The organism is Mycobacterium sp. SMC-14 (assembly GCF_046250075.1).
Lineage (GTDB): Bacteria > Actinomycetota > Actinomycetes > Mycobacteriales > Mycobacteriaceae > Mycobacterium.
Map to the genome: position 1 here is coordinate 1,753,583 of NZ_CP176429.1, position 15,575 is coordinate 1,769,157.

Genomic DNA, 15,575 nt, shown 5'->3' on the forward strand with positions numbered 1-15,575 from the left:
GCGCCCTTGATCAACTGAGCTCGTCGAAGCGCGCGAGGGCGGCGGCGAGGTCGTCGTGGTCGAACAGTTCGCAACGATCGACCAGGTTGCCGTCGACGGTCAGGATCGTGATATCGCGCCACTCGGCGTCGAATCCGTCCTGTGAAATCCCCTGCGCCACATGGGTGACGACCGCTCCGATGGCGCTTATCCGATGCACCGCAGCGATGTAGATTCTGGTGTCGGGTGAATCATCCCAGGCAGCCTGCATGTACGGGATCATGTCGCCGGGCGCGAAACCCGCCCCCCGACGGTGATCGATGCTCACCCAGTCCGGCGTCGTCGCAGCGAGATCGCGTTGGTTGAACCCGGCATAAGCGCCGGCGACGAGCGACCACGTATGCGCGTAGGCGGCGGCCTCGCCGGCGAGGTAACGGGCGTCGAGTTCGGCGAGGGCGGCGTCGATGTCGTCGACGTCGAATATGACGCGCGCCACAACCTGTTCGTTGGTGTCGATCTCGACCACATCGAGGAGATCGGAGCGGAACGCGTCAGGTTGCTCGATCGCTTCCGAGGCCAGGCCACGACTCAAGACGAGGCGTTCTCCGCGGGTCGCGATGACGCCCGACGTAAGGACCAATCCGACTTCGGCGATTGCTCTAACCTCAGCGATGACGGCGTCTCTGCCGTGGCGGAGACCAGCATTGACCACCGGACGATGATCCATGGTGGAACAGTCTTCAGCGAGGATCTCTGCGATCGCGGCCCAGTCGCGACCTGCGTAATGCGTCAAGATGCGCTGGTATACGCGCCCGGCAGCATTCTGCAGCCGCGGCGGTTGTGGAAGCAATTCCGCGAACCGCACGAGTGCGGCGTCCAGGTCGGCCTCGTCGAATACTTCGCAGCGGCTGATCATTTCGCCCTCGACCGTGAAGAGCACGACTTCGCGCCATTCGGCCTCGAAGCCCTCTCGCGAGGTCCCGCGCACCACCTGGGTCACGACCGCACCCAAGCCATTGAGCCGATGCACCGCCTCGCTGTAGCACCCGACGTCGGGCGCGAGCTCCCAGGTGGCGCGCATATAGGCGGCTAATTGACCGGGCGCGAACGCTCTCGCGCGACGATGATCGACGTTCTGCCAGTCGAGTTCGGGAAATACGCGTTGGTTGAATGCGGCGTAACCCGCCCTTATGACCGACCACGTGTGTGCGCAATCCGCCGCTTCGCCGGCGAGATAGCGGGCGTCGAGTTCGGTGATGGCAGCGTCGAGGTCGTCGACGTCGAATGCGAGTTGCGCCGTGATCCGATCGCCGGCGTCGATCTCGGCGAGGATGAGCATGTCGCTGCTGAACTGCCCGTATTGCAGATTTCGGTTCGGCGAGCAGACCCGAGTGAGGGCGAGACGCTCGCCGCGGGTCGCGACGGCGGTCAACGGCATCGGTGCCGCGTCGGCCAGGGCGCGCAGATTCTCGATCACGACATCACGGCCGTTCCAGAATCCGGAACTCGTCACACGACGGCGATCGTCGACGACGGTGTCTTCGGTCAGAATCTCGGCTAGAGCCGTCCAAGCGCCGGCTCGGAAGTACGCAAAGTTTCGGTCATGTACCCGGCTTGCCGTGTTCTCCAGCTGTTTCGGTTGGGGATGCAACTCCGTGAACCGCACGAGCGCGGCATCGAGGTCCGTCTCGTCGAACAGCTCACAGCGGTTGATTGTGTCGCCGTCAATTGTCACAAGGCTGACCTCACGCCACTCGGCGTCGAAACCCTCATGTGAGGTTCCCCGCACCACATGGGTGACGACAGCACCGAGGCTGCTCAGCCGGTGCACGGCCTCGACGTAGGCCCTGGCATTGGGTGCGAGTTCCCAAGAGGCTTGCATGTATTCGGTCAATGTACCGGGGGCGAAGGCTCTCGCCCGTCGGTGATCAATGGTGACGCAGTCTGGCGTTAGTCGGAGCTGTTGCCGATTCGCGGCCGCGTATGTCTGTGTCAGGACCGACCACGTATGCGCATATGCCGCCGCTTCGCCGGCGAGGTAACGGGCGTCGAGCTCGGCGATGGCGGCCGCGAAATCATCGCAGTCGAAGGAGACGCTCGCCGCCAACCGCCCCTCCGAATCGATTTCCCCGACGTCGAGTTGCTCGGCGAGGAATGCTTCAGGGTCTCGATCCCGGAATGAGAAGACGCTCCTGGTGAGGACGAGTGAGTCCCCACGCGTCGCGACATCGCTCACCTTGACGTCGGTGATGCCAAGCCCGGCGACAACTCGCATATTTGCGAGGGCCGCATCCCGACCGCTTCGAATTCCGGCGTTCACGGTACTTCGGCGATCGTCTTGGTAGTAATCCTCAGCCAAGAGCTCGCCCATCACGTCCTAGTTGTGAACGGCGAACTGGGCCAGGAAGCGTTGGGACACCTGGCTTGCCGCATTGTGCAATCGCCGTGCCGTCTGCGGCCGCAGCTCTTCGAACCGCGCGAGCGCAGCGTCCAGGTCTGCCTCGTCGAACATCTCGCAGTGGCTGATCAGATCGCCGTCGACCGCGACAATATCGACGAGGCGCCATTCGACGTCCAAGCCATCTTGCGATGTCCCTTTGGCGACGTGGGTGACCACCGCGCCGCGGTGGGTCAGCCGATGCACGGCTTCGACGTAGGTGATGTGCTGTACTGCGTCTTCCGGTGCGGCACGGAAACCGGGAATGGTCGGGCAGATTTCACCCCGACTCAGGGCGACGAAAGCTGTTGTGATCGCTGACCATGTCTTCGCGCAGGCGGCGGCTTCGCCCGCGAGGTAGCGCGCATCGAGTTCGGCGATCGCGGCGTCCATGTCGTCGAGGTCGAACCAGATCTGCAGTGCGATTCGCCCCTCGTCGTCGATCCCGTACAGCTGGAGCAGCTCATCGGCGGGTGCCCCCGGCCCCCCGCCGGGAGTGCCAAGACACATTCGGGCCAGGGCCAGACGCGTGCCTCGCACCGCGGTAACGACTCGCTCAACCCGCATGGCTCCCGACTCGAGATCCTGCCTGGTCTGATGCATCACCCCAGCCGCCGAGACCTCGTTGGGCGGAAAGCCAACGATCTTGCGGCGGCTCTCGATGAGGCCCTCGGGGACAAACATGCGCTCGAACTCGTCCCACGCCTCGCGTTCGATGGCGACCATCACGCGTTCACCGGCGCGGACAGCCGGAGTGTCATAGCCCATGGTCGGCGATTCGGGTGGTGTCGCGGGGACCGGTGCCACGCGCTCGCCCAGCATCACGCGGGCCTTGACCGCCAGTGCCTCGGCGCCCTTCCTCTCATAGAGCCGCGTCGCTCGTTCCGCGGCGGCCCGTGCCCTCGTCTCGTCGCCGGCGGCATTGAACACCGTCGCCAGCGCCAGACAGGCATCGCCGTGATCGACCAGGGCGTCGGTACGTTCGGCCAGGTAGACCGCTGACTCGGCCATCTGCCGGGCCGCGGCGTGATCCCCGCGCCGCGTTAACAGCAGCGCCCGCAGCGTGCGCCAGGCGATAGACGCCTTCAGTGCGTGACCCGCGAGACGCTCACTCTCGCCGCATAACTCCTCGGCCTCGGCATCGCGGCCGAGCGCCAGACAGGTACGGCCCAGCAAGGCAGCGGTCTCGGCGGTGTCGGCGTCCAGCCCCATGCGGCGAAAACCGTGGTAGGCCTGGCGTAGATGAGGCTCGGCGCCGCCTGGGTCGTCGGCGACCAGCTCGATGATCCCGGCGAACTGCTCCACCTCAAGCAGGGCATGGCGCAGGCCGATCTCGGTGACCGTGCGCCGCGCCGAGTCGATCATGCGCCGCGCGGTGGCGGCGCGGCCGCGGAAGGCCTCCAGGACGGCTTGGCATCGCGTCGATGTCGCCTCGACCGCCGGGGAATCCGTCGTGATGCGCAACAGCCGTACCACGTCAAGACAGCGTCCGCCCGCGCGCGGAACCGGGTTCGGGCCCCACAGTGCCGCCAGGGGCGCTCCGGCCAGCACCGCGTTCACCCGACGCTGTTCACGTGCGTGCCGCGCCGCGGTCAGCGCACTGTCCAACGCGATCTCGCAGTCGCCGATTCTCCCAAGACGCGCAAGGCATCCGGCCCGTACGGTGTGGGCCTTGGCTTCCCCCTCGGTGTCGCCCAACCCAGCCAGCCTGTCGGCAGCCGCGCCCAACGCTGCCTCGATCTCGTCCAACCGTTCGGGGTGCACCAGCATCGACAGTTGCCCGTCGAAGCACGTCGTCCACGCCGCCAACCGAGCCGAATCGACTGTCGCTGCCTGCAATTGCGAGACCGCCCGGGTGGCCGACGCTACTTCTCCCGCGGCAAGCAGCGCCTCGCAGCGCGCGACCAGCAGGTCGGCGATCTGGTCGGCGCGATCGGGCAACTCGTCGTCGATCTCCTCCAGCGCGTGCAGGGCCTGGTCGTACAGATCGGCGGCGCCTTCGTAGGCGAGGCGCGACATCGCCTGATCCGCCGCACGCCGGCAGTACTCGACGGCTTTGGCCGCGTTGCCCGCCCACGCACATTCGAAATAGTGGTACGCCAGTTCCCCCAGCAGCTCGTCGTCTGCGCCGGGGGTGGCTTCCAGGGTGGTGGCGATACGTTGGTGCAGTCGCATGCGCCGTACCGATGCCAGCTCGGCGATAAGCGCCTGCCTAACGAGGGCGTGGTTGAACCGGTATCGCCCGCCGGACTCTTCGATGACGATGCCGGCCTTGCAGGCCTCGTCGAAGGCGTCGACGAGGTCCTGTTCGACTACCCGTTCCACCAGGTCCACCGCGAAGTGGCTGCCGACGACAGCGGCCGCGGCAAGGGCTTTGTTGGTCTGGGCCGGAAGCCGGGAAAGCCTGCGGCTCACGGCTTCACGAACACCCTGCGGCAAGGTGTTGGGATCCCAGACCCCACCACTCTCGTCCACGTGGCGCAGTGCCTCGATCAAGAAGAACGGGTTGCCGCCGGTGACCGACACCAACGCCCGGGCGAGCTGTTCGTCGTCGTATCCGGCGTCGGCGACATAGGCGGTGACGTCCTCGGCGCCCAGGCCGCCAAGGGCAAGGCGATCCGCGGTGCCGTCGCGGTGAAGATCGGCGAGCATTGCCGCCAGGGGATGGGATCGGTCGAGGTCCGTGCTGCGGTACGTCGCGACGATCTGCACCCGGGTGTGGTCGCCGAAGCGGAGCAGATGCCGCAACAGCAACAGTGTCGGTTTGGCCGCCCAGTGCAGATCGTCGAGTATCAGGACGACCGGCGCACTGGCGGAGGCGAGTTCGAGCAGCGCGACGACGGCGTCGAACAGTGCATAGCGTTCGGTGTCGGGGTCGGCGCGGGGCGGCGCAGACAGATCGGGGAGTACTTCGGTCAGACCGGGAATCAGCGGGAGTAGCGCTTCAACGCCGCGTAATCCCCGCAGGCGCCGTGTGCCGATGCAGGGTACGAGCGAACGCAGCGCCTCGGCGAATGGCTGATAGGGCGCACCGAGGTCCTCATCCGATCGGCCGTACAACACGACGGCGCCCTGCTCGAAGACCTGGTGCGACCATTCGCCGGCCAGGCGCGTCTTGCCCACACCTGGCTCGCCGGCGATCAGCATCGCGTGAATACCACCGGCGAGCGCGGCCAGCCACGCGGAGCCAAGTCGCTCCAGCTCCAGCCCGCGCCCCACAAACCGCCCGGGGCCGGTCAGTACCGCGGGGAGGTCGGGCCGCTCGAGAGGTTCATCGACGGCCTCGTCGCGCCGCTCGGCGGTCTGTAGGCGGAGCTCGAATACATGCTCCGGGCGGGGCAGATTGCGGAGTGCGCGCATCCCGAGGTCGGTGAGACCGACGTCGTCGGGCAGGGTGTCGATGACGAGCTCGGCCGTCGCGCCGGAGCACAGGATCTGGCCGCCGGTTGCCAGCGACCGCAGGCGGGCGGCGCGGTTGACCGCACGACCGAAGTAGTCGCCGTCGCGCAACTCCACCTCGCCGGTGTGCAGGGCGATCCGGATCCGTATGGGTTCGTGCAGGACCCACGGCTCGCGGAGGATCGCTTCTTGCAGCTCGATAGCCGCGGTGGCCGCCGCTGAGGGCCGGTCGAAGACCGAGAACGTGGCATCGCCTTCGCCACGGGTCTTGATGAGCCGCCCGCCGCGGGAGGTGACGACCTGTTCGACGAGTTCGTCGTGGCGTGCGAGCGCGATCGCCATCGCGTCGGCATCGGCCTCCCACGCGGCGGTCGACCCCTCGATATCGGTGAGCAGAAAGGTCACCGCGCGTGTCACCGAGGCAAGATGCTGGGCCACCGGGTGCTCCAGTGCGGAGTCCTGGGCAACGATCGCGGCCGCCAGCCGCCGAAGCTCCGGCCCGGGATCAACGCCGAGCTCGTCGGCGAGCAACGACCGGGCGCGTTGATAGGCGCCCAGGGCTTCACCTTGTCGACCGGCGCGATAGAGGGCGAGCATCAGCTGTGCCCACCGCCGCTCACGCAACGGCGCATCGGCCACCGCGGCTTCCAGCTCACCGATGATCTCCGCGGCCCGCCCCGTCGCGAGCAGCGCGTCGGCGCGGTCCTCGACCAGGGCGGCGTGCCCCTCGATCCAGCGTGTCTTCTCGGACACACCTCGGCGGGAATCGGGCAGTTCGGGAGTTCCGCGCCAGAGGTTCAGCGCTTCCTCGAAGCGGACTACCGCTTGGCTGGTATCGCCGGCCGCCGCGACCTCTCGCCCTGTCTTGGTGGCCAGCTTGTAACGCGGGGCATCCACTTCGGTCGTGTTGAGGATCCAGCCCATTCCCTCGGTGAGAACGAAGCCGTCGCCCAACGCCCGACGCAACGAAGAGATGTGAGTCTGCAGTGCCTTGGCGGCCGTGCGGGGCGGTTTGTCACCCCAGAGCAGATCGATCAGCGTTTCGGCCGACACGACAGAGCCGCCGTGCAGACCGAGCATCGTGAGGATCGCACGCGGTTTGGCGCCCGGGATGGTGACCGAAGCGCCGTCGTGCCGGGCCTGGAGAGGTCCCAAAACCCCCAGCTCCACGGCTTGAATGGTAGTCACGTGGCAATCGTCGGTGGGGCGATTCAACGCACGGTCAAGATCCGGTAAAGGCGCGATCCGCTCCAGTCGGGGCCGGTCGTGATGCGCCCTCGGGGGACGACGAAGCCGCGGGTAAATTTGGCGGCTATGAGCGCACGTGTGGAGCAGCTGGAGTTTCAGGCCGAGGCCCGGCAGCTGCTGGATTTGATGGTCCACTCGGTCTACTCCAACAAGGACGCGTTCCTGCGGGAGCTGATCTCCAATGCCTCGGACGCACTGGACAAGCTGCGGCTTGAGGCGTTCCGCAACAAGGATCTCGAGGCGGACACCTCCGACCTGCACATCGAGATCGAGGTGGACACGACGGCCCGCACCCTGACGGTTCGTGACAACGGTATCGGCATGTCGCGTGATGAAGTGGTGGACCTGATCGGCACCCTGGCTCGCTCCGGCACCGCCGAACTGCGTCAGCAACTGCGCGAAGCGCAGAACGCCAAAGCCTCCGAAGAGCTGATCGGCCAGTTCGGGATCGGCTTCTACTCGGTGTTCATGGTCGCCGACAAGGTCGAGATGGTCACCCACAAAGCCGGCCAGAGCGAAGCCATCCGGTGGGAATCCAGTGGTGATGGCACCTACACCATCGAACCCGTCGACGATGCACCACAGGGCACGTCCATCACCTTGCACCTCAAACCCGAAGACGCCGAAGACGCGCTGCACGACTACACCGCGGAGTGGACGATCCGCGGTCTGGTCAAGAAGTACTCCGACTTCATCGCCTGGCCGATCCGGATGCAGATCGAGCGCCAGACCCCGCCCGCCGAAGAGGGGGGCGAAGAGACGGTCACGGTGGAGACCGCGACACTGAACTCGATGCAGGCGCTGTGGGCGCGTCCCAAAGACGAAGTCTCGCAAGAGGAATACAGCGAGTTCTACAAGCACATCGCGCACGCCTGGGACGACCCGCTCGAGGTCATCGCGATGAAGGCCGAAGGCACGTTCGAATATCAGGCGCTGCTGTTCATCCCGTCGCACGCCCCGTTCGACCTGTTCAACCGGGACGCCCAGGTCGGGGTGCAGCTCTATGTCAAACGCGTGTTCATCATGGGCGACTGCGACCAGCTGATGCCCGAGTACCTGCGCTTCGTCAAGGGTGTCGTCGACGCAGCGGACATGTCGCTCAATGTCTCCCGGGAAATCTTGCAGCAGGACCGGCAGATCAACGCGATTCGTCGGCGGTTGACCAAGAAGGTGCTGTCGACCATCAAGGAGTTGCAGTCGCAGCGGCCCGAGGACTACCGCACCTTCTGGACTGAGTTCGGTCGCGTGGTCAAGGAGGGGTTGCTCTCCGACTTGGACAATCAAGAGGCACTGCTTGCGATCAGCTCGTTCGGCTCGACCCACAGCGACTCCGAGCCGACCACGCTGGCCGAGTATGTCGAGCGCATGAAGGACGGCCAGGAGCAGATCTTCTATGCCACCGGTGAATCCCGCCAGCAACTGCTGAAGTCGCCGCACCTGGAGGCGTTCAAGGCCAAGGGCTACGAGGTGCTGCTGCTCACCGACCCGGTAGACGAGGTGTGGGTGAACGCCGTCGCCGAGTTCGACGGGAAGCCGTTGCAGTCGACGGCCAAGGGCGAAGTGGATCTGGACTCCGAGGAGGAGAAGACCGCGCACGAGGCCGAGCGCAAGGAGCAGGAAAAGGATTTCGCGGACCTGATCTCCTGGCTGGAGCAGACACTGACCGAGCACGTCAAAGAGGTACGGCTGTCCACCCGGCTCACCGAGTCACCGGCGTGCCTGATCACCGACACCTTCGAGATGACCCCGGCGTTGGCGCGCATCTACCGCGCCAACGGCCAGGAGGTCCCGGTCGGTAAGCGCATCCTCGAGCTCAACCCGGGCCATCCGCTGATCACCGGACTGCGGCAGGCGCACAGTGAGCGCAGCGAGGACGCCGACGTGGCCGAGACCGCGGAATTGCTCTACGGCACAGCGCTGTTGGCCGAGGGCGGGGCACTGGAGGATCCGGCGCGCTTCGCCGAGCTCCTGGCACACCGGTTGGCCCGTACCGTCTGAGCTCCGCTGAGGTCACACCGGGCCAGAAGTGGTCCGGTGTGACGTGCTTCCTGTTGACGGCGCCGCCGTCAGACCGCAAACTCTCTTATCTTGGGCCTTCGCTCTCTTTGGCGTTAATTTAATGCCAGGCCGGTGATAGTCCAAGTTTGTTCTCAGCTGAATTTAATGCTGCTCGCCGCGCGCAAACGGCGGGAGAAGAGGAGACGTACGCGGGTGGCCGACACAGGACGAATCGGACAACGTCAGTCGCTGAGCGCGGCGTTACGTAGTGCCTGGAGCCGGGTGTCTGCCCTCGGGGTGGCGGCGTGCGCTTTTGTGACATTCGGAATGGCGCCTTTGGCGGCTGCTCCGCGCACGCAGGCCGACGTATTCGATTGGATCGTCGATCTATTCGACCCGGCTGACTGGGCGCCCGGGGCCGGCGACGCCGGAGACTTCGACTGGTCGGCCTTTTTGGACACGTTCGTCAATGACCCGCTCTACGGCGGTATCGATGGCTTTATCGACGATCCGAACAACGCTTGGCTCATCGATGCCATCAACCTGCTGTCGCCTGCCGGTCAACTATGGATCGGCGACGGCGTCGACGGAACCACCGACCACCCGGACGGCGGTGCTGGCGGATTGTTGTTCGGTGATGGTGGCGACGGCTATGACGGCCTGGGCGGCGCCGGCGGCGACGCCGGGATGTTCGGCAACGGCGGCGCAGGTGGTTCCGGTGCTGACGGGCAGAACGGCGGCGACGGCGGGGCAGGTGGCTGGTTGCTGGGCGACGGCGGCGTCGGTGGCGCCGGTGGCGCCGGGGGTGGTGACGGCGGAGATGGCGGCGCCGGGCTGGGCTACGTGTTTGGCGATGGCGGAGCCGGCGGCGCCGGTGGGATCGGCGCGACGGGCGCCACCGGTGCAACCGGGGGCGCGGGCGGTAACGGCGGTGCTGGTGGCACGAGTATCGCCAGATTCGGCAACGGTGGTATCGGCGGAGCCGGTGGCGCGGGCGGCACCGGCGGGGACGGCGCTACAGGTGTGCTCGGCGTCAACTTCGGGGGCGGCGGCACTGCCGGCAACGGCGGTATCGGTGGCGTCGGCGGTGCCGGTGGCAATGGTGGTGAGTTCGGCAGCGCGGGTGCCGGCGGCCGAGGCGGTGCCGCTGGTCTCGGCGGCACCGGTGGAAGCGGAGCGGCCGGTACTGAGGATCACCCGGACGGTGGCGCCGGCGGTATCGGGGGTGACGGCGGCACGGCCGGTGCGGGCGGTGCCGGTGGTTTCGCCGACGAAGGACCGGGGGCCCACGGTGCGGCCGGTGCCGAGGCGCACAGCGGCGGTAACGGCGGCACCGGCGGGCGGGGCTTCGACGCCACCGAGGCCGGCGACAACGGTGGCCGCGGCGGCGCCGGCGGCAACGGCGGCGAGTACGGAAACGGCGGTACCGGCGGCACCGGGGGTGCCGGGATGGACAACGGTACCGGCGGCGACGGTGGCAAGGGCGGCAACGGCGGCGATCACGGCAACGGCGGCAACGGCGGTACCGGCGGCCGGGGTGGCAACGGCGAGGCCGGAACCGATGGCACTCACGCCGGCCAGGCCGGCACTGCCGGACGGGCCGCCGGAATCGGCGGCAACGGGGGCGCCGGCGGCCTGGGCGGCTCGATCAGTGGCAACGGTGGTAACGGCGGCACCGGTGGCAGTGGTGGCACCGGTGGTAACGGCGGGGCCGGCCTGAACGGTGCTGCCGGGTCTGGCAACGGCGGCGACGGACAGCGCGGCGGTGACGGCGGCACCGGCGGCCGGGGTGGCAACGGTGGCTACGGCGGCGCCGGCGGCGGAGTGGCCGCCGGGGGCTCCGGGCACGACGGCAAGATCGGTGTCGGCGGCGCCGCGGGCAACGGCGGCACCGGTGGCATCCCCGGGGACGGGGGCAAGGGTGCTGACGCCACCACGGCCGGCTTCCAGGGCGGCATGGGCGGCAACGGCGGCAATGCCGGCACCGGCGGTGCCGCCGGTAGCGCCGGCAGCGGGTCGGTGCGCGGGGCCGCGGGCACCGCGGGGAGCCTGCCGACCGGTGTTCACGGCAGCGGTGGTGCCGGCGGCAACGGCGCGGACGCCACTGGGCCGGGTTTTGCCGGCGGTGCCGGCGGCAGGGGAGGTAACGGCGGCAATATCGGCGATGGCGGTGACGGTGGTGACGGCGGCAAGGGCGCCATCGGCCGTCAGGGTGATCCGGGCGTCAGCGCGGGCCAGTCCGGCAACGCCGGCGGGACCGGCGGGTCCGGAGGCTCCGGTGGTGCCGGTGGCCTGGGTGGCCGGGTCCGCGGCGACGGTGGCGAGGGCGGTGCCGGTGGCGCCGGCGGGACCGGCGGGACCGGCGGGACCGGGGTGAACGGCGCGGCAGGCGCCAGCTACGGCACTGACGGGAAGGCCGGCGGCAACGGTGGCGAGGGTGGCGCCGGCGGCAAGGGCGGCGCCGGTGGCGTCGGCGGCGGGGTGGCATCCGGCGGGTCCGGCAGCGCAGGTGCGCAGGGCGCCGGCGGCGCCGGCGGCAACGGTGGCACCGGCGGCACCCCGGGCGACGGCGGCCGGGGAGCCAACAACTCCGATATCAATCTGTACTCCGGCAGGGGCGGTGACGGCGGCAAGGGCGGTGACGCCGGGACCGGCGGCGCGGGCGGGACCGGCGGGGCCGGCTCCACCACCGGCGCCACCGGCGCGGCAGGCCAGCGGCCGACCGGTGCGGTGGGTAACGGCGGTGACGGCGGCAACGGCGCATCGGCCACCGCCATCCGCGGTACTGGCGGCGCTGGCGGCGTGGGCGGTAACGGCGGCAACATCGGCAACGGTGGCCGCGGCGGTGACGGCGGCACCGGCGGCCCCGGCCGGATGGGCGGCAACGGCCGCGACGGCCAACAGGGATTCGGCAACAACTACAACGGCGGTGTCGGAACCGGCGGTGACCAGGGCGGCACCGGCGGCAACGGCGGACGCGGTGGCGCGGGGGGATCGATCTCCGGTGACGGCGGTGACGGCGGTACCGGTGGGGCCGGCGGTACCGGCGGCGACGGCGGTCGCGGTGGCAACGGCGCCGGCGCCACCTCCACTCCCGCACTGAGCGGCGGCTACGGCAATACCGGCGGCAAGGGCGGCACCGGCGGTGACGGCGGCACCGGCGGCCGCGGCGGCACTGCCACCAACGGCAACGCCGGCAACGGCGGCACCGGCGGCGAGGGTGGTGACGGCGGGGGCGGTGGCGCCGGCGGAAACGGCGGCGGCTCGTGGGGGCTGTACGAGGCCGGTACCGCCGGAACCGGTGGAAGCGGTGGCACCGGCGGCGTCAGCGGCGCCGGCGGCGCCGGCGGCACCAGCACCAACGGTTTAGGCGGCGACGGCGGCGACTCCGGCCAGGGCGGCCGTGGCGGCAACGGCGGCTCCGGCGGCAACGGCGGTAGCGGATTCCAGTCCAAGGCCGGCGGTAGCGGCGGTGCCGCAGGTGCCGGTGGCAGCGCCAGCACTACCGTCGGCGCCGCAGGCAGCCCCGGCGGAATCAACGGCGATGTCGGCAGCGCCGGAACGAAGGGCACCGCCGGCGTCAGAGGCAACCACGGCTGAGTCCGCATTCGAATCACTCGACGCCGTGCGTGGGCGGCCGCGTCGCCGGTAAAGGCCGCCGACATCTTTCTTACGTGCGTCCATACCCACCCAGTCGCACTACTTTCATACAGGTCGCCGCCCCCCATGATTGGGTGTCAGGTCGGATAGCGAAGCGACGGTGCGCAAATGAAGCTGGAATCAGGTGGAAGCAGATTTCCACCGGACCGGGGTCACTTCTCGGAGGGGACTGCCACTGATCGCCGGCGTCGCCGCCACACAGCCCGGTCCGGTTGAACCAGCGTTGGTCGATCAGCTCCATGAACTCCAGACGCGGGGTGAGTCCGGCACCGCTGGTCGCCGATAGAACGGCAACTAGAGGGGATACGCGCGGTGTTGGATTTCGGAATGTCTCCGCCCGAGATCACCTCGGCGAAAGTCTATGCCGGTCCCGGCTCGGGGCCATTGCTGGCCGCTGCGGCAGCTTACGACGCACTCGCTGCCCAACTGAATTCATTTGCGACCGGCTACTTCTCGGTGATCGCGGATCTGCAGGGCGAAGGTTGGGCCGGCAAGGCATCTGCGGCAATGGCCGCCGCGGCAACGCCCTACGCCGAATGGGCGACGGTAACGGCAAGCCAGATTGAACGGGCCGCCGGCCAGGCGCGCGCGGCGGCGGCCAGCTACGAGAATGCGCGTATCGCGGTCGTGTCACCGGTGGTGGTGACAGCCAACCGCGCTCGGCTCGCGAGCCTGGCTGCGGCCAACGTCTTCGGGCAGAACACGCCCCAGATCGCGGTCGCTGAGTTCGAGTACGCCGAGATGTGGGCCCAAGACACCCTCGCAATGTTCGGCTACGCGTCCACAGCAGCGACGGCGACGCAGTTGCCGTCGTTTCAGCAGCCACCGCCGACAACCAACCCGACCGGTGGCGTGGCCCAGGCCGCTGCGGTGGCCGGCTCGGCGGGCGCTGCTGGCGCGTCGAACTCGCAGACCTTCCTGTCGCAGCTGCTTACGGCCCTGCCCCAACAGCTCGGCGGCTTGGCCACCGGCCAATCCGCGGCGCTACCCGCCCAGGCGGACCCGCTGCTGCCGCTGGAACTGATCGAGGCGGCAAACATCTTGCTGGGGCCGACCTCTTTCGGCTTGCAGACTGCGCGTACGGTCTCGGCGATCGGCTCGTTTGCGTTGGCTGGGAACGCCTTTTTGCTGACCCATGGTGGCGCCGGCATCGGAGCGGCCGGTGCGGCGGGACCGGTCCTGGCCAATGCCGAAGCTCCGGAAGCCGAGTCCGGTGGTGCGACCGGCGTTCCCAATGCGGTGTTTGCCCATATGGGTGGTGACGTGGCACCGGTGGGACAGCTGTCGGTGCCGCCGGCATGGGCGGATGCCACCCCGGTAGCGTCCGCAACCACAGACCCGGAGTGGCTGTCGGAAGCCGAACTTGACGGTGCGACGCCGTGGCAGGTCAGCGCGGGGGCGGATATGCCCGGCGCGTCACCGGCGGTAGGTATGGGGCCGATGGCGGCAATGCTGGGCGGAGGATTGGGGCGCCAATCGGTCGCTGGCGCCCTGCGTGTCGAGCCGAGTCCGTTCAAGATGCCTCGTCCGTCCTGCGGTGGCTAGCTCATGCGCGCCCACTTGGCGAACCGCCACCTAGGGTTTCGGGCCCCTTGCCGAAACAACCGGGCAGTTGATGTTTGATTTCGGCGCGCTGCCCCCCGAGATCAATTCGACCAGGATGTATGCCGGTCCGGGATCGGGGCCGATGATGGCGGCTGCCGCGGCGTGGGACGACATTGTCAGGCAACTGGAGTCGGTCGCAACCGGGTACTCCGCCACGATCTCGAGCTTGCAGGGCCAGCGTTGGTCGGGTCCCGCCTCGGACTCCATGGCGGCGGCCGCCACCCGATATATGGCGTGGGCCACCGCAACCGCGGCGCAGGCCGAACAGACCGCTGCCCAGATCCGGGTGGTCGCTGGCGCCTACGAGACGGCGTTTGCCGCGACGGTGCCACCGGTGGCGGTGGCGGCCAATCGCACCCAGTTGGCCATGCTGGTGGCCACGAACTTCTTCGGGCAGAACGGGCCGGCGATCGCGGCCACGGAGGCCGTCTACGCCGAGATGTGGGCTCAAGACGCCACAGCGATGTATGGCTACGCCGGCGCCTCGGCGCAAGCGCGCACGCTGACATCGTTTCCCCAGCCGCCGGAGACCGCCAGCGACGGCGGGCAATCCGCCCAGCAGGCCGCGGCGGCGCGCGCCGTCGCCGACGTCGTCGCCGGGGATACGCAAGTGCTGTTGGCAGAGCTGCTTTCGGGTGCGCCAGAACAGCCACACCTTCTAACCACGGCATCGGCGCAGCCACCACAAGTGGGCTTTGCCCAGGCCACACCACCACCGGCATCGTTGCCGATCGTCGATCAGGTGGCGGCTTTCGGCCCCACCCTAGGCGTATTAGGTGTCGCTCAACAGGTGGTGTTCACCACCGGCTCGCAGGGCGTCTTCGGTATGGCGATTCTGAACGCGCAAGCAAAAGCGGCCGCCGGCGCCGCGCTGGTCACGCCGGTCGTCACGGTCGATGCGCACGGCACGGCCTTGACCGGTGTGCCCGCCGCGGTGCTGGCGGGTGCGGGAAAGGCGGCGCCGGTCGGAAAGTTGTCGGTGCCGCAGAACTGGTTGACGGCGACGCCGACGGCAGGCGTTGCCGATTCGGCTGTGAAGTCACCGCGACCGGCGTCCGTGGGCGCAGCCTCGACGGAAGCGGCCAATACGGTGAGGCCGACGGTGGGCCAGGCCCCGACCGCGATCATGGGACCGATGGACCGTCGGGCGCCCCGCCGCGGCGGTACCCCGGTTTTTCGCATGCGGGACCGCCGATTTCGGATGCCCCGGCCGCCTGGGGCCGGCTGAATCCGGCGTGCGGGTTGGCGG

General features: G+C 68.6%; 4 protein-coding genes and 1 pseudogene. 4 read left to right on the forward strand and 1 reads right to left on the reverse strand.

Going from position 1 to position 15,575, the window contains the following annotated elements:
- Window positions 1-10: 10 nt before the first annotated feature.
- Window positions 11-6,985, reverse strand: a pseudogene (locus tag ACKY0W_RS08250) (BTAD domain-containing putative transcriptional regulator).
- A 144-nt stretch (window positions 6,986-7,129) separates the two neighbouring features.
- Between ACKY0W_RS08250 and htpG the strand changes: the two are divergent.
- The 4 genes from htpG (at window position 7,130) to ACKY0W_RS08270 (ending at window position 15,554) form a co-directional block, all read left to right on the forward strand.
- Entirely contained in the window at window positions 7,130-9,061 is a 1,932-nt protein-coding gene (gene htpG, locus ACKY0W_RS08255; RefSeq protein WP_409437147.1) for a molecular chaperone HtpG, read from the forward strand.
- Window positions 9,062-9,376: 315 nt separating this feature from the next.
- Entirely contained in the window at window positions 9,377-12,661 is a 3,285-nt protein-coding gene (locus tag ACKY0W_RS08260; protein ID WP_409437148.1) for a PGRS repeat-containing protein, read from the forward strand.
- 387 nt (window positions 12,662-13,048) lie between these two features.
- Window positions 13,049-14,266 (forward strand): PPE family protein, encoded by a 1,218-nt coding sequence (locus tag ACKY0W_RS08265; protein WP_409437149.1) that lies wholly within the window; start codon window positions 13,049-13,051, stop codon window positions 14,264-14,266.
- 70 nt (window positions 14,267-14,336) lie between these two features.
- On the forward strand, window positions 14,337-15,554 hold the full coding sequence (locus ACKY0W_RS08270; RefSeq protein WP_409437150.1) for a PPE family protein: 1,218 nt from the start codon (window positions 14,337-14,339) through the stop codon (window positions 15,552-15,554).
- The last annotated feature ends 21 nt before the right edge of the window (window positions 15,555-15,575 follow it).